A 21,830-nucleotide genomic window follows, 5' to 3' on the forward strand; every position below is an offset into this window, starting at 1 on the left:
GCACTGGGTTGCTTCGCTGCGCTCGCAATCACGGCAGGGGCAGCCGCGAACGCTTCGACTCTCGCAAATCCTCCAACCCGAGGTGGAGGATCGAAGGCCTGCGTCTCAGCGTGCGGCGCGCGCTCGGATGAGGCTTCGGCGGCATGCCCCCGACAGGGGTCTTGTCCCTCCCCGGAAGATGTGGATAATTTCGCCCGTGGACGGCATCCCTTGGAAGGGCCTTCAACCGCCTATTCCCTTGGTACTCGATACCGTCAGGAGCCGTCCACACTCCACCGCCTCGACCAACGCGCGTCGCCGGAGCGTGGCCGCGCACCATATGATACCGGCAGCCACCCCTCACCCGGACAGGCGCCCGTGACCCAGCCGATTTCCGAGCCCTCTGCCGATCTTCCGGCGCGCTTCCGGTCCCTGTACCGGCACGGCTTCGCCCGGGTGGCGGCCTGCACCGGGCGCAGCCACCCCGGGGATCCCGACCGCAACGCCGATTCGGTGCTCGACCTCGCCCGGATCTGCCACGAATCGGGGGCGGCGCTCGCGGTCTTCACCGAGCTCGGGCTCTCGGCCTACGCGATCGAGGATCTGCTGCTCCAGCAGACCCTGCTCGACGCGGTCGAGGCCGCCACCGCCCGGGTGGTCGCCGAATCGGCCGCCTTACGCCCCCTGCTGCTGGTCGGCGCGCCCCTGCGCTGGCGCCACCGGATCTACAATTGCGCGCTGGCCATCCAGGGCGGCCGGCTGCTCGGGGTCGTCCCAAAAGTCTTCCTGCCGAACTACCGGGAATTCTACGAGAAGCGCCACTTCGCCTCCGGGGCCGGGATCGTGGGCGAGACCATCCGGGTCGCAGGCCACGACGCGCCGTTCGGCATCGACCTGCTGTTTCCCGCCGAGGACCTGCCCGGCCTCGTGGTCGGGGTCGAGATCTGCGAGGACCTGTGGGTGCCGGAATCCCCCGGCATGCGGGCCGCGCTCGCCGGCGCCACGGTGCTCGCCAACCTCTCGGGCAGCCCGATCACGGTCGGCCGGGCCGAGTCACGGGCGCTGCTGTCCCGGGCGGCCTCGATGCGGGGCGCCTGCGCCTATGTCTACGCCGCCGCCGGCCAGGGCGAATCGACCACCGATCTGTCCTGGGACGGCCAGACCAGCATCGACGAGCTGGGCGTGCGGCTGGCCGAGGGCCAGCGCTTCCCCACCGGCCCGGTGGCGACGCTCGCCGATATCGACCTCGACCTGATCGCCCAGGACCGGCTCCAGGCCGGCAGCTTCGACGACAACGTGCCGGGCGCCCCCCTCCCCTATCGGCGGATCGGCTTCCGGCTCGATCCGCCCGCCGGCGATCTCGGGCTGATCCGGCGGATCGAGCGCTTCCCGTTCGTGCCCGCCGACCCGTCCCGCCTCGCCCAGGATTGCTACGAGGCCTACAACATCCAGGTGGCCGGGCTCGCCCAGCGGCTGGAGGCCACCGGCACCCGCAAGGCGGTGATCGGCGTCTCCGGCGGCCTCGATTCGACCCACGCGCTGATCGTGATCGCCAAGGCGTTCGACCGCCTGGGCTACCCGCGCTCGGACATCCTGGCCTACACGCTGCTGGGCTTCGCCACCTCGGACGCCACCAAGGCCAACGCCCACGCGTTGATGCAGGCGCTCGGCTGCACGGCCGCCGAGATCGACATCCGCCCGGCGGCCCGGCAGATGCTCGCCGATATGGGCCACCCCTTCGCGCGGGGCGAGGCGGTCTACGACGTGACCTTCGAGAACGTGCAGGCGGGCCTGCGCACAGATTACCTGTTCCGCCTGGCCAACCAGGCGGGCGGCCTGGTGATCGGCACCGGAGACCTCTCGGAGCTGGCGCTCGGCTGGTGCACCTACGGCGTCGGCGACCAGATGAGCCACTACGCGGTCAATACCGGCGTGCCCAAGACCCTGATCCAGCACCTGATCCGCTGGGTGATCAGCCAGCGCGAGGTCGGCGCGGATGCCAACCACATCCTCCAGGCGATCCTCGACACCGAAATCTCCCCCGAGCTGGTGCCGGTGGACCCGGACGACAGCCCGCAGAGCACGGAAGCCGTGATCGGCCCCTATGCGCTGCAGGACTTCAACCTCTTCTACACGTTGCGCTACGGGTTCCGGCCCTCGAAGATCGCGTTCCTGGCGCTGCACGCCTGGGGTGACATCGAGCGCGGCCACTGGGCGCCGGACTTCCCCGAGGCCAAGCGCGTCGCCTACGACCTCCCCGAGATCCGGCGCTGGCTCGGGGTGTTCCTCAACCGGTTCTTCGGCTTCAGCCAGTTCAAGCGCTCGGCTCTGCCCAACGGCCCGAAAGTCTCGGCCGGGGGCTCGCTGTCGCCCCGGGGCGACTGGCGGGCGCCGTCGGACGGCTCGGCGCGGATCTGGATCGCGGAGCTGACCCGAAACGTCCCTGAAACGTGACCGACACAAACTCGACCGATTGTGCCATTATGGGTACGGTCAAGCCGATTCTTCGCATCGCGATGAGCCGGCAGGTGGGGCGGCCAAGCGGAGGGACTCCGATGCGAAGCTACAACCTGTTCCAGCTCAAGAGCGTGGAAGGCCTCTGCTGCGCGGTGCCGGAGGCCAGCTCCGTGCCGCCGTTCATCGGCGCCGGCCGCTGGACCTTCGGGGGCAAGCTCGACGGCGCCAGCCGGCAGCCCCTGGATTTCGACGACCGGGCCGCCGACACCGCCGTGCGCTTCAACGGCTTCTACCTGTTCCAGACGATGGACCGGCGCTTTATCGGCTGAATAGGCGCCAATACGGTGCATCCGCCAGGATTTTTTAAGAGCTGCCCGGCAGACTGGTCCGCATGACGGATCATCGCAAAGAGACGCGCCAGAGGGTGTTCCTCAAGGGGCGCATCGTGTTCAACAACGGCTCGTCGAGCTTCGACTGCCTGGTCCGCGACCTGTCGGGCTCCGGCGCCCGGCTGATCCTGAGCGATGCCACGACCCTGCCGCAGGTGTTCGACCTGTACATCCCGCAGAGGGACCGGACCTACCGGGCCAGCCTGTGCTGGCGCCGGGAGGACGGGATCGGCGTGGTGTTCGAGGAGCCGGTCCGCGCAGCCCCGGCCGCCCTCGACACCGAGACCGCCCTGCGGCAGCGGATCGGCGAGCTCGAAGCCGAGAACGCCGCCCTGCGCCGGCTCATCGCCAGCGCGGCCTGAATCGGGTTCCCAAAGGGCAGGCCCTTTGGCGGAGCCCTTGAGGCATCCGGCGAAGCGCGACAGCAGCAGGGCCCTGCCCTGCACCCGCAAAAGGTCACGGACCTTTTGAAACCGGGACGTCAGAGCCCGGCTTCGAGCGCCGCCCGGATCCGCGCGGCGTGCTCGGCCAGCACCGCGTTGTCGGCCATCCCGCCCTCGTGGCGCTTCAGCGGCACGCCCTCGAACCGGGGAATGATGTGGACGTGCAGGTGGAACACGGTCTGCCCGCCCGCCGGCTCGTTGAACTGGAAGACCGTCAGCCCCTCGGCCTGGAACGCCGCCTTCACGGCGCGCGCGACCGTCTGGACGCTCACGATCAGGGCCGACAGGGCGGCGGGGTCGGCATCGAGCAGGCCGCGGGACGGCGCCTTCGGGATCACCAGGGTATGCCCCTCGCCCTGGGGCATCACGTCCATGAAGGCCAGGGTGTCCGCATCCTCGTAGACGCGGTGGCACGGGATCTCGCCCCGCAGGATCTTGGCGAAGATGTTGTCGGGGTCGTACTGCGCGTCGGCCATGGTTCCTCCGAGCCTTCCGGACTGATCTCAGCTTGCACAGGGCCCTACTCCGCGTCCACACGGGAACCGACACCGCACGGCAACGCTTAGAGCATCGTCCCGAAAGGTGGTTGCCGGCTTTCGGAAAAGACGATGCCAATCAAAAAGCTAGCGCATCGTGCCGGTTCCTGTATCCGGCGCGATGCGCTAGATCGCGGCGAACACGGGAGGCCGGGATGGCGCACGAGAGCACGGGGGCGATCTACGCGGCGGCGGGGGCGAACCTCGCCATCGCGGCGGCGAAGTTCGTCGGCGGTGCGCTGACCGGCTCGACCGCGATGCTCGCCGAGGGCGTGCACTCGGTGGTCGATACGGCGAACCAAGTGCTGCTGCTGGTCGGGATGAAGCGGGCCAAGAAGCCGGCCGATACTCGTCACCCGTTCGGCTACGGACGCGAGATCTACTTCTACGCCTTCGTGGTCGCGCTGATGATCTTTTTGGGCGGCGGCATCTTCGCCATCTACGAGGGCGTCGAGCGGGTCCGCCACCCCTCGCCGGACGCGGACGCCCATGTCTTCGGCTACACGCTTCCGGGCATCTGGGTGAACGTCGCGATCCTGGGCTTCGCCATCGTGGCCGAGGGCTTCTCCTGGTTCGTGGCGGTGCGTCAGTTCTGGGCCGAGAAGGGCCAGAACTCGGCGATGCGGGCGATCCGGCGCAGCAAGGATCCGACCCTGTTCACGATCCTGGCCGAGGACACCGCCGCGCTGATCGGCCTGCTGATCGCGTTGGTGGGCGTCGTCCTGGCCTATTGGCTCGACAAGCCGAGCCTCGACGGCTGGGCTTCGGTGGGGATCGGCTTCGTGCTGGTCGGCATGGCGGTGTTCCTGATGATCGAGACCCACGGCCTGCTGATCGGCGAGGCGGCCGACCCCGCCGTGGTGGCGGCGATCTCGGACCTCGTGCGCGCCGAGCCGGGCGTGCTCCATCTCAACGAGGTCCTGACCCAGCATCTCGGGCCCACCGACATCCTGGTGAATCTCAGCCTCGACATGGCCGACGACCTGAGCGCCGGTGAGGTCGAGAGCCTCGTGACCCGCCTCGACCGGGCGCTGAAGCAGCGCAACCCGGACGTGACGCGGGTGTTCATCGAGATCCAGACCCAGGCCGACCACGCGGTGCGGGCGGCGGCGTGAGGCGGGGTTGATCGCGCGGCCGCATCGTCATTGCGAGCGCAGCGAAGCAACCCAGGGCAGCGCGCGATTTCAAGACGTAGCGCCTCACTGGGTTGCTTCGCTGCGCTCGCAATGACGGCGCGTTGCTGGGAAACCTCCCCATCTTTCGAGGCTCCCGCGTTGCCTTGTCTCTCGAGGGTTGCGGGCTCCGCAGGTTTTGGGGCCGCGGTCCATGCGGGAGCGCGTCAGCCCCCTCTGCCGGGCTCATACAGCGCGCGACGTGAAGCGGGGCATTCTCTCCTCCTCCTTACGGGGAGGAGACGGAGGTAGGGGTGGTTCAGAAGGCACCGTCAGGCTCGATCCTGCACTACCCCCACCCCCGACCCCTCCCCGCAAGGGGGAGGGGAAAAGTGCGATGTATCAAGTGCTTGCCGCCGGACACAATGTGTTTATCCGCTGGCGCATGCGGGAGAGGGCCCCACGCTTCGCCACGAGGATCAGGGTCCTCCGTGGCGACACCCGTCCTCTCGCCGAAGTCGAAGGAAACAACCGATAGATAGACTTGGAGCTACTCAGGATTAGAGTGTCGGTGGGACGTCACCATCCGCACATGGAGCTTGTCGTATGGAGCAGCATGTCTCATCGACGGGAATCGGATCATGCGGAGCATCAGAGACACGTCCGTCGGGCGTCTCGCTGAGCGCGTAGCCGCCATCCGGGCGCGGGCCCTTGCGAAGGCACTGGGACAGCCGCAGCCGCCGCTGAGCCAGGAAGAACGGGACGCCCTATGGGGGCGTGACGCCGAAACCCTGCCTAGCTCCCCAGCCCCACCTGCGCGAGGCTCAGCGCCCAGACCCGCTCCTGCACGGATTCATCGCGGCTCTCGGCCGACGAGGTCTTGGGCCGGGCATGCGAAAAGTAGCGGCCGGTGACGCCGTCGAGTTCGGGGGCGGTCGCCACGTGGAGCGAGGTCTCCGCGCCCTTGTCGGGCCGGGTCAGGAACGGGCGCATCAGCGACCAAGCGGTGCCGAACAGGCCGCCGGTGTTCTTGGCGAAGCCCGTGTTGATCACCCCCGGATGCAGGGCGTTGACCGAGATGCCGTCGGCCTGAACCCGCCGGGCGAGCGCGTAGGTGAACAGCACGTTGCCGAGCTTGGCCTGCGAATAGGCCCGCATGGCGCCGTAGCGGCGGGCGCCCTCGATATCGGCGAAGTCGATATGGCCCCGGACATGCGCCGCGGAGGCGACGTTGACGATGCGCGGCTTGCCGCCGGCCGCCGCCGAGGCCTTGAGAGTGTCGAGGAGTTCCAACGTCAGCAGCACGTAGCCGAGATGGTCGAGGGCCCACGTCCGCTCGATGCCGTCGACCGTGAGCTCCCGCCGGTCGAAGATCGCCCCGGCATTGTTCACCAGCCCATCGAGGCGCGGATAGGCGTCGCGCAGGGACGCGGCGAGCCGGCGGATCTCGGCCTGGGCCGACAGGTCCGCGATGTGCGGGTCCACCACGGCGCCCGGAACGGCGGCGCGGATCCGCTCGGCTGAGGCCCGCGTCTTCTCGGGATCGCGGCCGACGATGGCGACCCGCGCGCCCTTGCGCGCGAGCCCCAGGGCCGTCTCGTAGCCGATGCCGTTGGTCGCCCCGGTGACGAGGCAGACCTTGCCCTGCATCGCGTCCGCCATGCGGCTCAGAACACCGCCTGCCCGACCGCGAAGGCGATGACCACGATCACGATGGCGACCAGCAAGAACAGGCCGAACAGGATGCGCGCCAGCGAGCCTGCGCCCGAGGCGATGCCGGTGAAGCCGAGGCCGCCCGCGATCAGCGAGATCACGAAGCAGATGAGGGCCCATTTCAGCAAGGTCATCGCGTCACTCCGGATGCGCCCGCGGCACGGGCGAACAACAATCGATCCCTCAACCGGCCGCAAGCGAGACCGTTCCGCACCGGCGCGATGCCAACAGCCTTTTATTCTCAAGCTGTCTTGGTCACCGGCTGCGCCGGGACGTCGGCCCGCGCCAGCATCATCTCGGCCAGCGTATGATAGAGCCCGCCGCGGCAGACCGCCTTGGAGGCCGCGTCGGCGATCAGCGCCGCGATCATCAGCGGGATCATCATCGTGTGGTTCTGGGTCATCTCGGTGACGATGACGAAGCTGGTGATCGGCGCCTGGAGCACGCCGGTGAGGTAGGCGACCATCCCGATCAGCACGAGGGCGCCCACCGGCATGTCCGGCAGGAGGGCGTGGACCGTCCCACCGATCCCGGCACCCACCGCCAGCGACGGCGCGAACAGGCCGCCCGGAATGCCGCTGATCGAGCTGAGCACCGTGGCGGCGAATTTCAGCGGCGCGTAGGTCCAGCCGGCCACGGTGTCGCCGTGCAGGATCGCCCGGGCCTCCTCGTAGCCGGTGCCGTAGGCGGTGCCGTTCGAGGCGAGCCCGCACAGGGCGACGCACAGGCCGCAGGCCGCCGCGAACGCCACCGGCCGCGCCCCGATCAGCCGGCCGGCGGCCCCCGGCAGGCCCCGGGCGAACAGGATGATCAGGCGGCTGAACACCCCGCCCGCGAAGCCGCCCAAGGCGGCCAGCAGCGGCACGATCCAGCCCGCCGCCAGCGGCAGCTCCGCCTGGCTGGTGCCGAAATAGGTGTAGTTGCCCAAGAGCCAGAGGGAGGTGAGGCCCGCCGCCACGATCCCGGCGACGATCAGGCCGGACGAGCGCGCCTCATAGGCCCGGCCCAGCTCCTCGATCCCGAACACGATGCCGGCGAGCGGGGTGTTGAAGGCCGCCGCGACCCCGGCCGCGCCGCCCGCGAGCAGCAGGCCCGGCAGGCGGTCCGGCGTCAGGCGGCCGAAGGCGGCCATGATCGCGGCGCCGACCTGCACGGTCGGCCCTTCGCGCCCGGCCGAGGCCCCGCACAGCAGCCCGAGGAACAGGACCAGCACCTTGCCGCAGGCCACCCGCGGCGAGATCAGCGAGAACCGGAAGCGCGCATCCCGGGCATGCCGGGCGGCGATCACCTGCGGGATGCCGGACCCTTGCGAGTTCGGGAACACCGTCCGGGCGAGCAAGGCCGCGAGCGCGAAGCCCGCGGGCGTGAGCACCAGGGCGATCAGCGGCGAGGGCGCGATGAGCCACCGGAACCCGTCCTGCGCGAGATCGGCGCCCTTTGCCATCAGCACCGCCGCCAACCCGACGCAGATGCCCCCCGCCAGGAACAGCAGCCGCCCCCGCCAGAGCGGATAGGCCTCCCGCGAGGCCGAGCGCAGGCGCGTGATCGAGCGGCGGTAGCGGGAGCGTTTTGGGCCTGACGCGTCGGGCTCGATCGTCGTCGCTGCGTCCCGCATCTCGGTCATGGAAGGGCACTTCGTCCGCACAGCCGGAGCATGCGGTATAGCGCGGCTTGCGGGGAATGGGGCATCACCCGGTAGACTCAGGCAATCGGCGGGTCTTCAAATCGCCCCCTCATCCTGAGGTGGCGAAGCGCAGCGGAGACCTCGAAGGAGACCTCCAGGGATCGCGCGGCCGGCTGGAGGGCTCCTTCGAGGCGGCTTCGCCGCACCTCAGGATGAGGGGGTTGGTCGGAGCAGGTCGGGTTCGAACAGGCCCGTCACTCCTCCTCCGCGCACAACCGCTCCACCGCCTTCACATACCCCTTCGCGTCGAACTTCTTCAGCGAGTTCTCGCTCTGGTAGCGGACCGTGCCGAAGATCGGGCGGCGCTGCCAGGGGCGGTCGTGGAGGCCGTAGACCCAGGCGACGTTGGTGAAGGAATTCGCGTCACGGCCGTCCAGGAAGTAGCGGTTGTTGAGCCGGAGCGTGCGGGCGAAGCCCTCCTTGGGCGAAGGCGACCATTCCAGGATCTTCTTGCCCCAGTACATCCGCAGCTGGTTGTGCATGTAGCCGGTCTCGCGCATCTCGCGCATCGCGGCGTTCCAATACGGCTCGTGGGTCTCGCCGGCCGCGAGCTGCTCTTCCGAGTAGGTATGCGGGCGCTCATCGTCGGCCTGCTCGGCCAGCGTCTTGCGCGCCCAGTCCGGCACCGCCTTGTCGTAATCGTCGTAGCCCTCCGTGTAGAACACGTGGTTCATGGCGAGCTCGCGCCGGACGATCAGCTCCTCCAGATAGGCGCCGCGGTCGTCGTCGTCGCCGGCCTTGGCCTCCCGGACCGCCAGGGCGATCTCCACCGGCGAGATCTGGCCGAAATGCAGGAACGGGCTCATATGCGAGGCGGCCGCCGCCTCCGGCCTGTTGCGGCCGTTGCCGTAGCCCTCGAACCCACCCTTCAGGAACGCTTTCAGGCGCTTGCGGGCCTCGGTCTCGCCGCCGGTGAAGCGCTTCACCGGCCCGACAACCCGGTCGAGACTCATGCCGGCGAGCACCGCCTCCGGATCGGAGACGTCGATCTCGCCCTTGGGCGTCACGTCCTTCGCGGCGTGCTTGAGCTTGCGCGGCCTCAGATCGGCGATGAACGGGTCCCAGAGCCGGTTCAGCTTTGGCCGGAGTGTCCGGGCGGCGAATTCGTGCTTGTTCGAGGCGGTCTCCACGGGCACGACCACGTCGCCCTCGACCTGGACGATCCGCGTCTTCACGGCCTTCGTGATCTCCCGGTACCAGCCCTTCTGGATCGCGAGGTAGCCCCGGTCCAGCACCAGCAGCGCGGCCTCCTCGGCGAGGTCGATGGCGATCTTCGCGGGCGCGCACTTACGCATCACGAAGCCGACGCCGCGCTTCTCCAGCCCCGCCTTCGCATCCGCGAGACCCTGGAGCAGGAAGGCGTAGTGCCGGGCATTGGCCTCGGGAAAGCCGCTCTTGCCGTCGAGCAGGCCGAAGCACGCCACCACCGGCAGGTCGAGGCGGTTCGCCTCCTCGATCGCGAATTCGAGGGCCGGATTGAACTGGGCCCGGTTGGCCTGCTGCAGGAGATACAGGACATACCGTCCGTCTTTGCGCGGCTCGACATCGTTGAGAACCCGGATCCGCTCACCCTGGATCGCCATATCCGCACGCATTCCTTTCACGTGGTCCGACAGAGACTTGGCCGGAGAGCTAGAGCGGGTATCGAATTCGTCCCTTCGGCGGCCCGTTATGAAATGCCGCAGTGAAATTATCAGCCGGCAACAAATGCGGTGCAGCGAAATCCGGATTTCTCAAGGGCTTACGCTCGGATTTGCCGGTCGATCGGGCTCGAAATCTGTCCCCTGGCCCCTCGAAACGGCTGCGACATTTTCAACACAACCGCTTTGCGATCCGTCCTGAGCCGGACAAAAGGACAGCCTTTCTGCCCGAACGGACTTGTAATTTTCCGCGATGCGCGCAGATTGTGCAGCGCGGGATGGCGATGGCGTCGCGATCCCGCTGCCCTTCTTGGGCGTTTCCTCCCTAGACTTCGGGCCGCTCCTTCGGGAGTGGCCTTTTTTCTTTTTGGGCCTCCGTCTGTCACCCGAGCGCGGCCGACCGACTGGCCTCGGGCCGCAGGGGACGCCATGCTGGCGCCGAGCGCCGGGACAGGCGCCGGAGGACACGCCATGAGGATTCTTTCCGCCGCGCTGCCGGCGCTCGCTTGCCTGCTCGCCCTCGCGGGCCCCGCCGCTGCGGAGGCTCCCCGCTTCGAGGTCGACCCGTCCTGGCCGAAGCCTTTGCCGAACGATTGGATCCTGGGCCAGGCGTCGGGCGTCGCCGTCGACGCGCAGGACCATGTCTGGGTGATCCAGCGGCCGCGCACGCTGACCGACGACGAGAAGGCCGCAAGCCTCGACCCGCCGCGCAGCAAGTGCTGCAAGCCCGCCCCGCCGGTGCTGGAATTCGCCCAGGACGGCACCCTCCTGCGCAGCTGGGGCGGCCCGGGCGAGGGCTACGACTGGCCGACCAACGAGCACGGCATCCAGATCGACGAAAAGGGCTTCGTCTGGATCGCCGGCAACGGCGATCAGGACGGCCAGCTCCTGAAATTCACCCCCGAGGGCAAATTCGTGCTGCAGATCGGCAAGTCCGGCCCGCAGACCGACAGCCGCGATACCAGCCGCCTGGGCAAGCCCGCCAACGTCGATTTCGACACCGTGGCCAACGAGGTCTACGTGGCGGACGGCTACTACAACCACCGCATCATCGTGTTCGACCGGGACACCGGCGCGTTCAAGCGGATGTGGGGCGCCTACGGCAAGCCGCCCACCGACGACAAGCTCGGCCCCTACGACCCGGCCGCCGCCCCGCGCCAGCAATTCGCCAACCCGGTCCATTGCGTGCGCATCGCCCAGGACGGGCTGGTCTATGTCTGCGACCGCACCAACAACCGCATCCAGGTGTTCCAGAAGGACGGCAGCTTCGTGAAGGAATTCGTCGTCGAGAAAAACACCCGGGCCAACGGCTCGGTCTGGGAGCTGGCCCTGTGGCCGGACGCCGACGAGACCTACCTGCTCAACGCCGACGGCGCCAACAACGAGGTCCGCACCCTCGAGCGCGCCACCGGCGCGACGGTCGGCGCCTTCGGCCGGAACGGCCGCATGGCGGGGCAGTTCCACTGGGTCCACAACCTCGCGGTCGATTCCAAGGGCAATGTGTTCACCACGGAGGTCGACACCGGCAAGCGGGCGCAGAAGTTCCTGGCGGTGGGGAATTTCGCGCTGCGCAAGCGAGTTCCGTGAGGCGTATGGGGCGGGTGCCGGTAAGGGGCCGCTCGCATAAGGGCGGCCTGCACCCTCCTCCGCATGCGCCTCATCGTCAGGGCGTCATGAAGCAGAAGAATGGCTGGGCTGCGCCTGTGCCTATATGGCAGGTCGCCGCTCAATTAATGACATATGAATTTTAATTTATAGCCTCTATTGAAGCGGTCATGACGATTCAACTGATCGCCGTGACCCTAGCCGCCGCCCTGGTGGCTTATGTATTGGCAACAGTAACTGCGGGGCTGATCGCACGGACACCGTTCCCGCTGCCGCCCAGCCAGCGACGCATCGGCTGTCTCGACGGCCTGCGCGGTTACGTGGCGCTCTCCGTGCTGATCCATCACTTCATTTTCTGGATGCAGGTGACCCGCTTCAACGGCACCTGGGAGGCGCCGGCCGTCAACCTGTTCAATCAACTCGGCGCCGGCGGGGTGGCGTTGTTCTTCATGACGACCGGCTTCGTGTTCTATCCGCGCGTCCTCGCCGGCTTCCGTGCTTGCTCGTGGCCCGCGATCTACACGACACGCCTGTTCCGCATCGTGCCGCTCGTTGCCGTATCGGTCGCCATCATCACGATCATCATCGCGATGCGCACCGGCGCCGGCCTCGACAGGGGCTTTCCGATCGCTGCCGCGCAGTGGATCACGACGTGGGATGAGCCGCCGCTCCTCCGCTATCCGGATAGCGGCCGCCTCAATGCGTATGTGCTCTGGTCGCTTTGGCACGAATGGTTGTTTTATCTCATCGTACTTCCGGCCAGCGCCTTGGCGATGGATCTCATCCGCGGCACGCTTCCCAGCTGGGTATTGCCCGTCGGTCTCTTGTTGACGACGGTTGTCGCGCGCGTGCTGTATCTGCCGGGCTCAATGCTGCGGTATCTGCCGTTGTTCGCGTTCGGCATGATCGCGTATGAGTGTCAGAGTCGCGAATGGATCGCCCGCGCGCTGCGCACGCCGAGAGCGGCAAGCGTTGCTGCCCTGGCGCTGGGTGTCGGCATGATCGCCGCCCCGACCCCGTATACGTTTGTCATGCCCGCGTTCGGGTTCTTCTTCACTTGCGTCGCATGCGGCAACGATATGGGCGGGCTGTTGCGGACAAAAGGCGCGCTGATCCTCGGCGAATGCTCCTACGGCATCTACCTCTTGCACGGCATTCTTCTCAGTCTGCTGTTCGTCGATGGGAGCAAGGTGACCGGCTCGATCGCGACCGATTGGTTGCCGATCCTTCTGCCGCTCGCCGCAGTGGTGATCGTGCTCGTAACGCCTGTCACCTACCTGCTCATCGAACGCCCCGCCATCCGGGCTGGCCGCCACTTGAGCCAGCGTTGGACGCGCCGGCGTCTCAGAACCGGTGCGCCCGAACTGGAGGTCGCCCCCTGAAGATGCGCTTCGCTTTCGCCACGAGCGCTTTGCGCCGAGGTTCCGATGCACCTCACGCTTCTCCTGGCCAACGCCCTCAGCGCGCCGCGCTCGCCCCCGCCCGGCTCGCCGCCAGCGCCGCCGCCTTGCCGGCGGCCGCGTAGAGGTTGATCCGGGAATACACCCCGAATTCCGAGCCGTCGTCGAGGAAGCCGCCGCCGGGGCCCTGCGTCTCGGTGAGGATGGCGTTGGCCTCGGCCAGCGTCAGCGCCGGGAAGGCCGCGGTCAGCAGGTAGCCCGCCTCCGGGGCCAGCTTGCCGACCTCCTCCCGGGCCTTGGCGTTCGCCTCATGCACCACCGGCAGCCCGTAGGTCTGGGTCGCCTCGTAGAAGGCGGCGTTGGCGGCTGCGTCCTTGAACCGGCCGGTATCCCGCGCCGCGCAGGCGGCCACCGTGTCACCGCAGCCGGACTTGAGCACCTCGGTCATCGCCGGGCGGGCTTCCTTCAGGAGGGCCTGGTAATCGGTCACGCCGACCCGCTTGTCGGCATCGGTCGCGGTCGCGTCGATCACCGCCGGGTTCCTGCGGATCTGGCCGACATAGGCCGGATCGTTGGCGAGCAGATGCGCCACCGCGTGCAGCGAGGTGGCGCGCCCGCCGATCACGTCCATGGCGTAATGCGCCCCGACGATGATCCGGTCGTTGCCGTATTCGGCGGCGCGGGCGATCATCTGCTGGTAGCGCTCCGGCACCAGCAGGGCGAGGATCAGCGACTCGGTGTAGCCGTAGGTGGTGTGCCCGCTCGGATAGGACGGGCTGTCGACGAGATCCTGTTTCGGGCCGCGCAGCCAGTCGAGGGAGTGAGAGGCGTCGCCGAAATAATCCGCGCCCCGGTAGGCCCGGAGCGCCGGCAGGGTCTGGAACGGGCGGGAATTGCCGAACCGGTCGGCCCCCGGGCTACCTGCCGGCCGGCCATAGGCCTTACCGAACACGTCGGTGACGGTGCCGTCCGTGAGCAGGGAAGCGGCCTCGGCCGAGACCGGGTGCTTGCCGTTGGTGGTGCCGTTGGCGAAGAAGTACTTTCCGGAATTCGAATCCGACTTGGTGACGTTGTTGGTGTAGCCGATCAGGTCGGCCACCGTCGGCGCGACGCTGGTGAAGGTCTTGTAGTCGCTGTAGCGCGCCCGAGCCTGATAGGCGGTGGCGAGCGTCGTGCCGAGGCCGTCGGCGAGGCCGGTGGCGTTGCCGTCGGTGATGAAGCAATCCCGCAGCGCGAGTTGCTGCTGCTCCGGGAAGGGCAGCAGGGTCGGCTGCTTCAGGGTGCCGGCCTGGATGTCGCCGGTCACCTGCAGGTTGGCGTCGAGCGCCGCCTTGCCCTCCGGGCTCCCCTGCAGCCGGGCGACCGGCGCCAGGCCGCGCAGGGCGGTGAGGTTGGCGGGCGATTGCGCCAGCGCCTGGAGCGGCAGCACCGTCCCGAGCAGCGCCAGGCCGAGTCTCAAGGTCCCGATCATGCCGTCTCCCTCCCTGGTCGGCGCGCCCGGCTGGCAGCGCCAAAGGCCGGGTTCCCAAAGGGCTCAGCCCTTTGGCGGGGTATCGGGGCAGAGCCCCGATGGACCAGGGCTCTGCCCTGGACCCGCAAAAGGTCTTGGACCTTTTGAAACCAGGATTTTTCCACTCCGCTATCCCCGCGCCCGGGCCCGAATCATGAAGTTGTCGTAAGTGTACTCCGCCACCTGGAACCAGAGATATTCCTCGTTCCGGAAGGTTCGCATTGCCTCGTAGACCCGGCGGAAATCCGCGTTCTTGGCGGCGATCTCGGCATAGACGTCGTTGGCGTTCTTGAGGGCGCCCTCCATCACGTCCTGCGGGAACGGCCGCAGCTGGGCGCCCCCGGCGACCAGCCGGCGCAGGGCCTGCGGGTTGCGCGCATCGTACTTGGCCTGCACCTCGGCCCCGACCTCGGCCGCGGCCGCGCGGAGGATCGCCTGATAGGTTTTGGGCAGCGCCTTCCACTTCTCGGCGTTGAACCAGAAGTGCAGCATGGCGCCGCCCTCCCAGAAGCCGGGATAGTGGTAGACCGGCGCCACTTTCTGCAGCCCGAGCCGCTCGTCGTCGTAGGGGCCGATCCACTCGGCGGCGTCGAGCTTCTTCGATTCTAGCGCCTGGTAGATTTCGGGGCCGGGGGTGGCCTGCGGCTGGACGCCGAACTTCGCCAGCACTTGTCCGCCCAGGCCGCCGATGCGGAACTTCAGGCCCTGGAGATCGGCCACGCTCTTGATCTCGCGCCGGAACCAGCCGCCCATCTGCGCGCCGGTATTGCCGCCCGGCAGGCAGACCAGCCCGGATTTGGCGAAGACCTCGGAAAACAGGTCGGCGGCGCCCCCCGCCTGCCACCAGGCGGCGGCGCCCCGCGCGTTGAGGCCGAACGGGATCGCGGTGGCGAGCGCGAAGGTCGGGTCCTTGGCCTGGCCGAGGGTCGCTGGGCCGTGGCCCATCTCGACGGTGCCGGCCGACACGGCGTCGAGCAGCGTCTCGGCCGGGACCGGCTCGCCGGGCCCGAGCACCTGGATCTGGAAGCGGCCGTCGGTGGCCTCTGCGACGATCCGGCTGAGCGCTTCGGGAGCGCCGAACAGGATGTCGAGGTTCTTGGCGTAGGCCGAGGACAGGCGCCAGCGCAGCTCGGGGGCGCCCTGCGCCAGGGCGGGTGCCGCCAGCGGCGCGGCGATCGCCGCGCCGAGGCCGGCGGTGAGGATCGTGCGGCGGCGCGGTCCACCGGCGGGAGATTGCGCGCTCTGGGGCTCGTCCAACGGCATCTCGTCTCAGCGTGTCCACATCCGGCCGGCGGAGGATCGGCGCGCAGGTAGCACGTCCGCTTGCGTTCTCGAAGCACATCCGCCGCGACCCCGGCGCGCCTCGAAACCGCACAGAACCCGTGATACGCGCCCGACCATGCGATCCGAGCCCGAACTGACCCTGCACACCGTCTGCGGCCTGGAGGAGCTGGCCGGCCACGGCACGCGCGGGGTCAGCCACGTCCTGTCCCTGCTCGATCCCGGCACGCCCGAGCCGGAGGCCTTCGCGGCCTACGGCGCCCATGCCCGCACGACCCTGCATTTCCACGATTGCCTCGGCCCCGGTGACGGCCTCGTGCCGCCCGAGCCCGAGCATGTCGCGGCGATCCTCGGCTTCGGCCGCGACCTCGACGGTGCCGGCCACCTCCTGGTCCATTGCCATTACGGCCTGTCGCGCTCCACGGCGGCACTGCTGATGCTGTTCGCCCAGGCCGAGCCGGAGATACCGGCCGACGCCCTGGTGGCCCGCCTCCACGCCCTGCGCGAGCCGGCCTGGCCAAACGCCCGGATGATCGGCTTCGCGGATGACAGGCTCGGCCGTGAGGGCCGGCTCAGCGAGGCGGTCCGCCAGCTTCACGCGCTCCAGTTGCGGGTCCGGCCACACCTCGCCGAGCTGCTGCGCGGGCTGGGACGCGGTGCGGAGGTCGATGCTGCCGAGCGGGGGTAGAGGTTTTTCGGATCGATACCGCGGAGATCCAAGTCTCCCCCTCATCCTGAGGTGCTGCGCAGCAGCCTCGAAGGAGCCCTCCAGGGATCGCACAGCCGGCTGGAGGGCTCCTTCGAGGCCTCCGCTGCGCTCCGGCGCCACAGGATGAGGTCGTGATTGGGAGAGGCCAAATTCAGTAGGTCCTTGGCCGCGGACCAGGCACGAAGCCTTCGCGCTCCAACCGCGATTGCCTATCGGCCGGCGGGATGGAATGGCTGTCGTATCAAGGCTGGGGATAATCGCCTCGGGGCCTGCGGCCTGATCCCTCGATGGCGATGGCGACCGAGATGGCGGACATGGCTCACGTCATCTGCTGGTGCACCAGGAGGACGGCCGGAGCCTGAGACCCGGTGCTCACTTCCCGCCCGGCGTAAAGCTCCCGTCCTTCCAAACGTACAGAACATAGCCCTGGGCGGTGACGTCGCCCTTGGAATCGAACCCGACCGTGCCGAGAACGAGGTCGAACCGTTCCGTATGGAGCGCCTGGGCGATCGGCTTCGGCTCGGCCGAATGGGCGAAGTTGCCGGCCGCGACCAAAGCCTGCAGGGCGGCGTAGCCGTAGATGGTCGAGCCGGTGGGATCGACGCCCTCGGCCTTGAACGCCTTCACGACGTTGGCGGCGGCGGGCTGGCGGCTCGGATCGAGGTAGAAGGTCATCAGCACGCCGTTGCTCGCCGGGCCGGCGATCTTGGCGAAGTCCGGCGTGGCGATCGCCGAGGTGCCGAACCATTGCGGGCGGTAGCCGCGATCGGCGGCGACCTTCACGAGGCGGCCCATCTCGGTGGCGTCGCCGCCATAATACACCACCTCGATCCCCGCACCCTTGAGCCGGTCCACTAGGACGGCGTCGTCGGCATCGCTCGGCGCGAACGACAGGGACAGGGCCTCGTTGATGCCGATCCGGTTGAGGTTGTCCTTGGTGGCCGCCGCCAGCGTCCGGGAGGCCGGGGTCTGGTCCTGGATCAGCCCGATCTTGCGGTCGCGGAACCGCTCGGCGAGCACCGCGGCCGACAGCCGGGCCTGGTCATCGTCCCGCCCGCAGACCCGGAAGACGTTCGGCAGCCCCCGGTCGGTCAGCCGGGCCGAGACCGAGGCGGCGCTGATCATCACGACGCCGTTCTGGGCGTAGATGTCGGAGGCCGCGATCGAGGCGTTCGAGCAGACATGGCCGACGACGAGGCGCACGTCGGAGCGCACGAAGTGGTTGGCCACCGCGGTCGCCGTGTTGGAGTCGCAGGCATCGTCCTGGACATCGAGGGTCACGGGCTGGCCGTCGAGGCCGCCCATGGCGTTGGCGTCCCGGGCCGCGGCCTCGACGCCGCGCAGCACCTGCTCGCCCACGGCGACGTAGGGGCCCGAGCGCGGCACCGCCACGCCGACCACGACATCGGCCGAAGCCGACCCGGCCGACAGGAGCGCGAGACACAGGCTCAAGGGGAACAGCGCGGGCCGGAACAGCCCGCGGGCAGAGACGACGCGTCCGATCTTCATCGGGCTCTTCTAGGCATCCTTGCGCGAGGCAACCACCGGCGAGGGCGGTTTGCGGCTCCGTACGCGCGCACCCGCTTCGCACCAAACCGTATGCAAAGCCCATACGCGAGGACGCGGCGGAACGCGATTGTTTTCCGCCGCCGCTGCGAAGTCGTCCCGTGCTTACTTTGCGTAGTAGTACGCGGTCGCCACCGAGGAGACCGGGCCGGTCACGGAGGTGAAGACCGACAGCACCTTCGACACTTCGGTGAAGGGCGCGTTCGAGACGTAGACGAGGTCGCGGTTGCGCATCCGGAACGCCTGGGTGGTGAACAGGCTGTTGGGGTCGCGCATGTTGATCCGGTAGACCACCGGCACCAGCGGCGTGCCGGTCAGCTTCGTGGCCGGGTTCAGGCGGCGCACCACGCTGGCGGGCTCAAACCGGAAGATGAACGTCCCGGCCGGGTCGGCGGCGAAGTCCGACAGGCCGCGCGCCTTGGCGAGCGCCTGGGCGAGGGTGATGCCGTCGGCCTGGAACGGCAGCTCGGTCGCCTGGCCGAGCGCGCCCACCGCCAGGAAGGTCTGCGGGTCGCGCACCAGGGTCAGCACGTCGTTGGGCCGCAGGTAGATGTTCTCTTTCGGGTTCGACACCACCGTGGTCAGTGGCACGGTCGCGGTGAGCGGGCCGCGCGACAGGCGCACGAAGGTCTCCGAGACCGGCGAGCGGTTGCCGCCGGCGGCGGCGATCACGTCGAGGATGCGGTCGCCGTGGCCCGAGAGCGGCAAGCGGGCGCCGGCCGCGCCCTCGCCCGTGACGGTGACCGCTTGGCTGATCGGCCGCGTGACCGAGACCAGCACCTGCGGCTGGATGGCCTTTCCGGCGAGTTCGTTCTCAATCAGGCCCTGGACGTCCTGGGGCCGGCGGCCGGCGACCTTGATGCGCCCGGCATAGGGCACCGAGATCGCGCCGTCGCGGCCGACCGGCTGCTCGGGGATGAGGGCGGATTTGGAGCCGGCGGAGAACCGGTCGGCGACCAGCGGTCCGGAGAACAGGCCGCCGGATCCGGCTTCCCAGACCGAGACCGAGACCATGTCGCCGATGCCGATCACCGGCTCGGTGGAGGGGCGGTGGTCGCCGAAGGAGGCGAGCAGGCTGTCCAGCGGGCGGCCGCGCAGGGCCTCGATCACGGAGGGGGTGACGTCGATGATCTCGTAGCGGGCGAGCGTGCCACCGTCGGCGGTCGCGACTTCCGCGCCCGCCTCGATCGCGCTCGCCGTCGGCCCCGCGGCGGGCAGATAGGTGCAGCCCGACATCGCCGTCATGGCGAGCAGAGCGAGGGGAAGTTTGCGCATCCAGATGTTGCCCATCGGTTTTGCCGAGCCCGTGCCTAGCCCATAGCGGCTAGGGTGTCCGTAGCGGGTGGGCCACACTGCGCCCGCGACGGGCGAGAGAGCGGTTTCATCCTCGCTAAGCACAGCTTTTTCGGGGCAGACACGGGATCATTGTGCGGCGTGCGCAAGGATTGGACGGTGGACGGCCGGGTTCAGTTGGCCTGGGTCACCGTGCTGCTAATCTGATTGTAGATCGGGATCATCCGGGAACCGTAGTATCGGATGCTGCCCGCCGCGACGACGAAGATCAGGGCGCCGATCAGGGCGTATTCCATCGCCGTTGAGCCCCGCGTATCGCGGGCGAACCGCGTAGCGCCGAAGGCGGCCTGCCAAGGGCGCTCACGGGCATGGATGTGGGATCGTCCGAGACATCCCCCAGGCCTGTCGCAGCTCGGCTCAGCCATCCGTGACTCCGATTCTCGCTGCCCCCCGGCCGCTTGGGCGGACGCGCCGCGCCGGCATCGTCTAGCGCAGCCTCCATTGCCGTCGGCTTAATGGAGCCGCCGAAACAAGGGGTTTTCGGCACCGAATTCCAAACCAGCGAAGGGCCGAGACCTGGACAGGCCCCGACCCTCGCGAATGTATCCGTTCAGAACCGGCGTACCCGGAACTGCGAGCCCGGAAAGAAATCAGGCGTGGCCGGCCTTGTGGCGCAGGTCGTCGATCCGCTTGGAGGCTTCGGCCTTGTCGATGTCGGCGTCGAACGCATCCGGCTGCTTGGCCTCTTCCGACAGGGTCTTGAGATACGAAGCCTGCGCCCCGGTCATCGGCTCGCCGCCCGTGGTCCACTGATCCGGATCCTTGATCTGGTTCGACACGTCCTTCGGATCGGTCTTCGGGTTTTCCTGGGTCGCGTCGTGCTTGTCGGCTGCCTTGGCCATGGGATTCCCGTTCCTGAAATGTTCCGTCTTCGCCAACGAGAACGCGGGGCCCTTCCCAGGGTTCCGGAGGATATCGAGGCGGGGTTCGTTGTTCCCCAGAAACCTTTCCTTCCCGTCCCCCGATCCTATTGATGAAGCGCGCGGCGCGCGGTCGCGCCCCTGAGCACGGTGGTCCGCATGGCCTCGGAGAGTCGGATTCAGAACGAGGCCGAAGCGGCGGCGAGCGCCGCGCAGGTCCTCGTGGTGATGGGGGTCTCGGGCTCGGGCAAGAGCACGATCGGCGCCCTGATCGCGGAACGGCTCGGCTGGATCTTCGTCGATGGCGACAGCTTCCACACCCCCGAGCACGTGGCGAAGATGCATGCCGGGCACGCCCTGGACGACGAGGATCGCGCGCCATGGCTCGCCCGGATCGCGGTCTGGATCCGGCACCGGCTGGAGGCCGGGGAATCCGGCGTGGTGGTCTGCTCGGCCCTGCGCCGGGCGTACCGGGACGTGCTCACCGGCGGGAGCCGGCGCGTGCGCATCGTCTACCTCGCCGGGGACAGGGCCCTGGTCGCCAGGCGCCTCGCCGAGCGCCACGGCCACTTCATGTCGCCCCGCCTGCTCGACAGCCAGTTCGCGACCCTGGAGATCCCCGGCCCCGACGAGCACCCGATCACCGTGGGGATCGACGCGCCGCCGGAGGCCATCGTCGACGGCGTCGTGGCGCAGCTCGCCGAAGACGCCCGCACCCGAGCCGGAAGGACCTGAGCCATGGCGGCGGATTCGCAGAAGGCAGCCGGGATCGCCCTGGTCATCTCCGATGTCGACGGCACGCTGGTGGCCGATGACAAGAGCCTCGCCGCCTCGACCATCGCCGCGGTGAAGCGGCTGCGGGCGGCCGGGATCGGGTTCAGCATCGCGTCGGCGCGGCCGCCGCTCGGCCTCAAGAACCTCGTCGCCGAACTCGGCCTCGACCTGCCGATGGGTGCGTTCAACGGCGCGAGCGTCGTCCGGCCGGACCTCTCGACCATCGAGGCGCAGCTGATCCCGGAAGCCGCCGCCCGGGCGGCCCTGGCGCAGCTCGAAGCCGAGAACCTCGACGTCTGGGTCTTCGCAGACGGGGCATGGTGTCTGCGCGACCCGGACGGCCCCTATACCGATCTCGAGCGCCGGACGATCGGCGCCGAGCCGCGCGTGGTCGCCGACCTCGGCACGCTCATGGGCGCGGCCTCGAAGATCGTCGGGGTCAGCCGCGATCACGCCCATCTCGCCGCCTGCGAGGACCGGATCGGGGCGGCGCTCGCCGACCGCGCCACCGTGCACCGCTCGCAGGCCTATTACCTCGACGTGACGCCCCCCGGGCTCGACAAGGGCCGGTTCGTGACCTGGATGAGCCGCCATCTCGGCATCCCGCCCGAGCGGATCGCGACCTTCGGGGATGCCGGCAACGACCGGCCGATGTTCGCCCGCAGCGGCTTTTCCGTCGCGATGGGCAACGCCGAGGCGGCCGTGAAATCCGCCGCCAGCGCCGTCACGGACAGCAACGGTGCCGACGGCTTCGCCCACGGGGTTGAGCGCTTCATCCTGCCGTGACCGCCCTCTGGGCGCAGCGCCGTGTGGATAAGC

The 21,830-nt window shown here is 68.8% G+C and carries 20 protein-coding genes; 9 read left to right on the plus strand and 11 right to left on the minus strand.

Going from position 1 to position 21,830, the window contains the following annotated elements; genetic code table 11:
- Nucleotides 1-357 precede the first annotated feature (357 nt).
- The 3 genes from MKK67_RS14675 to MKK67_RS14685 all read left to right on the plus strand — a co-directional run bounded on the left by MKK67_RS14675 (nucleotide 358) and on the right by MKK67_RS14685 (nucleotide 3,187).
- Nucleotides 358-2,433 carry an NAD(+) synthase gene (locus MKK67_RS14675; RefSeq protein ID WP_409568403.1) on the plus strand — a complete coding sequence of 692 codons (2,076 nt, stop codon included), beginning with the start codon at nucleotides 358-360 and terminating at the stop codon, nucleotides 2,431-2,433.
- Between the two features lie 101 nt (nucleotides 2,434-2,534).
- Nucleotides 2,535-2,765 (plus strand): hypothetical protein, encoded by a 231-nt coding sequence (locus MKK67_RS14680; RefSeq protein ID WP_243965782.1) that lies wholly within the window; start codon nucleotides 2,535-2,537, stop codon nucleotides 2,763-2,765.
- A 62-nt stretch (nucleotides 2,766-2,827) separates the two neighbouring features.
- Complete coding sequence (locus MKK67_RS14685; RefSeq protein ID WP_243965783.1) at nucleotides 2,828-3,187, plus strand: PilZ domain-containing protein; 360 nt, start codon at nucleotides 2,828-2,830, stop codon at nucleotides 3,185-3,187.
- A 119-nt stretch (nucleotides 3,188-3,306) separates the two neighbouring features.
- Here MKK67_RS14685 and MKK67_RS14690 read toward each other — a convergent pair whose 3' ends face one another.
- The gene (locus MKK67_RS14690; RefSeq protein WP_243965784.1) at nucleotides 3,307-3,744 is read right to left on the minus strand and encodes an HIT family protein; all 438 of its coding nucleotides are present in this window, start codon (nucleotides 3,742-3,744) and stop codon (nucleotides 3,307-3,309) included.
- A gap of 215 nt (nucleotides 3,745-3,959) precedes the next feature.
- Here MKK67_RS14690 and MKK67_RS14695 point away from each other — a divergent pair, with 215 nt between their 5' ends.
- Nucleotides 3,960-4,919, plus strand: a complete 960-nt coding sequence (locus MKK67_RS14695) for a cation diffusion facilitator family transporter (RefSeq protein ID WP_243965785.1) — start codon at nucleotides 3,960-3,962, stop codon at nucleotides 4,917-4,919.
- Nucleotides 4,920-5,711: 792 nt separating this feature from the next.
- Here MKK67_RS14695 and MKK67_RS14700 read toward each other — a convergent pair.
- From MKK67_RS14700 to MKK67_RS14715, 4 genes are all read right to left on the minus strand, one after another.
- A complete protein-coding gene (locus MKK67_RS14700; RefSeq protein WP_243965817.1) occupies nucleotides 5,712-6,566 on the minus strand; it encodes an SDR family oxidoreductase in 855 nt (284 codons plus the stop codon).
- A 17-nt stretch (nucleotides 6,567-6,583) separates the two neighbouring features.
- Nucleotides 6,584-6,763: a DUF1328 domain-containing protein gene (locus tag MKK67_RS14705; protein WP_007566531.1), complete on the minus strand. Its 180-nt coding sequence runs from the start codon at nucleotides 6,761-6,763 to the stop codon at nucleotides 6,584-6,586.
- Between the two features lie 107 nt (nucleotides 6,764-6,870).
- A complete protein-coding gene (locus tag MKK67_RS14710) occupies nucleotides 6,871-8,244 on the minus strand; it encodes a chloride channel protein (RefSeq protein WP_243965818.1) in 1,374 nt (457 codons plus the stop codon).
- A gap of 263 nt (nucleotides 8,245-8,507) precedes the next feature.
- The gene (locus MKK67_RS14715) at nucleotides 8,508-9,896 is read right to left on the minus strand and encodes a deoxyribodipyrimidine photo-lyase (RefSeq protein WP_243965819.1); all 1,389 of its coding nucleotides are present in this window, start codon (nucleotides 9,894-9,896) and stop codon (nucleotides 8,508-8,510) included.
- Nucleotides 9,897-10,424: 528 nt separating this feature from the next.
- Here MKK67_RS14715 and MKK67_RS14720 point away from each other — a divergent pair.
- Nucleotides 10,425-11,540: a hypothetical protein gene (locus tag MKK67_RS14720; RefSeq protein WP_243965786.1), complete on the plus strand. Its 1,116-nt coding sequence runs from the start codon at nucleotides 10,425-10,427 to the stop codon at nucleotides 11,538-11,540.
- Nucleotides 11,541-11,728: 188 nt separating this feature from the next.
- Nucleotides 11,729-12,940, plus strand: a complete 1,212-nt coding sequence (locus MKK67_RS14725) for an acyltransferase family protein (RefSeq protein ID WP_243965787.1) — start codon at nucleotides 11,729-11,731, stop codon at nucleotides 12,938-12,940.
- Nucleotides 12,941-13,016: 76 nt separating this feature from the next.
- Here the strand turns inward: MKK67_RS14725 and MKK67_RS14730 are convergent, their stop codons facing one another.
- Together MKK67_RS14730 and MKK67_RS14735 are read right to left on the minus strand one after the other, a co-directional pair.
- Nucleotides 13,017-14,429: a phosphatase PAP2 family protein gene (locus MKK67_RS14730; RefSeq protein ID WP_243965788.1), complete on the minus strand. Its 1,413-nt coding sequence runs from the start codon at nucleotides 14,427-14,429 to the stop codon at nucleotides 13,017-13,019.
- Nucleotides 14,430-14,597: 168 nt separating this feature from the next.
- On the minus strand, nucleotides 14,598-15,725 hold the full coding sequence (locus MKK67_RS14735; RefSeq protein ID WP_243965789.1) for a TRAP transporter substrate-binding protein: 1,128 nt from the start codon (nucleotides 15,723-15,725) through the stop codon (nucleotides 14,598-14,600).
- Between the two features lie 142 nt (nucleotides 15,726-15,867).
- Here MKK67_RS14735 and MKK67_RS14740 point away from each other — a divergent pair, with 142 nt between their 5' ends.
- Complete coding sequence (locus MKK67_RS14740; RefSeq protein WP_243965790.1) at nucleotides 15,868-16,437, plus strand: tyrosine phosphatase family protein; 570 nt, start codon at nucleotides 15,868-15,870, stop codon at nucleotides 16,435-16,437.
- A 393-nt stretch (nucleotides 16,438-16,830) separates the two neighbouring features.
- Here MKK67_RS14740 and MKK67_RS14745 read toward each other — a convergent pair whose 3' ends face one another.
- The 4 genes from MKK67_RS14745 to MKK67_RS14760 all read right to left on the minus strand — a co-directional run bounded on the left by MKK67_RS14745 (nucleotide 16,831) and on the right by MKK67_RS14760 (nucleotide 20,219).
- Nucleotides 16,831-17,967, minus strand: coding sequence for a branched-chain amino acid ABC transporter substrate-binding protein (locus MKK67_RS14745; protein ID WP_243965791.1), 1,137 nt, complete (start codon nucleotides 17,965-17,967; stop codon nucleotides 16,831-16,833).
- A gap of 162 nt (nucleotides 17,968-18,129) precedes the next feature.
- Nucleotides 18,130-19,299 (minus strand): polysaccharide biosynthesis/export family protein, encoded by a 1,170-nt coding sequence (locus tag MKK67_RS14750; protein WP_243965792.1) that lies wholly within the window; start codon nucleotides 19,297-19,299, stop codon nucleotides 18,130-18,132.
- Between the two features lie 191 nt (nucleotides 19,300-19,490).
- On the minus strand, nucleotides 19,491-19,742 hold the full coding sequence (locus MKK67_RS14755; protein WP_243965793.1) for a Flp family type IVb pilin: 252 nt from the start codon (nucleotides 19,740-19,742) through the stop codon (nucleotides 19,491-19,493).
- A 225-nt stretch (nucleotides 19,743-19,967) separates the two neighbouring features.
- On the minus strand, nucleotides 19,968-20,219 hold the full coding sequence (locus tag MKK67_RS14760) for a DUF3072 domain-containing protein (RefSeq protein ID WP_243965794.1): 252 nt from the start codon (nucleotides 20,217-20,219) through the stop codon (nucleotides 19,968-19,970).
- Nucleotides 20,220-20,396: 177 nt separating this feature from the next.
- Between MKK67_RS14760 and MKK67_RS14765 the strand changes: the two genes are divergently transcribed.
- Both MKK67_RS14765 and MKK67_RS14770 read left to right on the plus strand, forming a co-directional pair.
- The gene (locus tag MKK67_RS14765; protein ID WP_243965795.1) at nucleotides 20,397-20,972 is read left to right on the plus strand and encodes a gluconokinase; all 576 of its coding nucleotides are present in this window, start codon (nucleotides 20,397-20,399) and stop codon (nucleotides 20,970-20,972) included.
- 3 nt (nucleotides 20,973-20,975) lie between these two features.
- The gene (locus MKK67_RS14770) at nucleotides 20,976-21,797 is read left to right on the plus strand and encodes a Cof-type HAD-IIB family hydrolase (protein WP_243965798.1); all 822 of its coding nucleotides are present in this window, start codon (nucleotides 20,976-20,978) and stop codon (nucleotides 21,795-21,797) included.
- The last annotated feature ends 33 nt before the right edge of the window (nucleotides 21,798-21,830 follow it).

Source organism: Methylobacterium sp. J-072 (assembly GCF_022829425.1).
Lineage (GTDB): Bacteria > Pseudomonadota > Alphaproteobacteria > Rhizobiales > Beijerinckiaceae > Methylobacterium.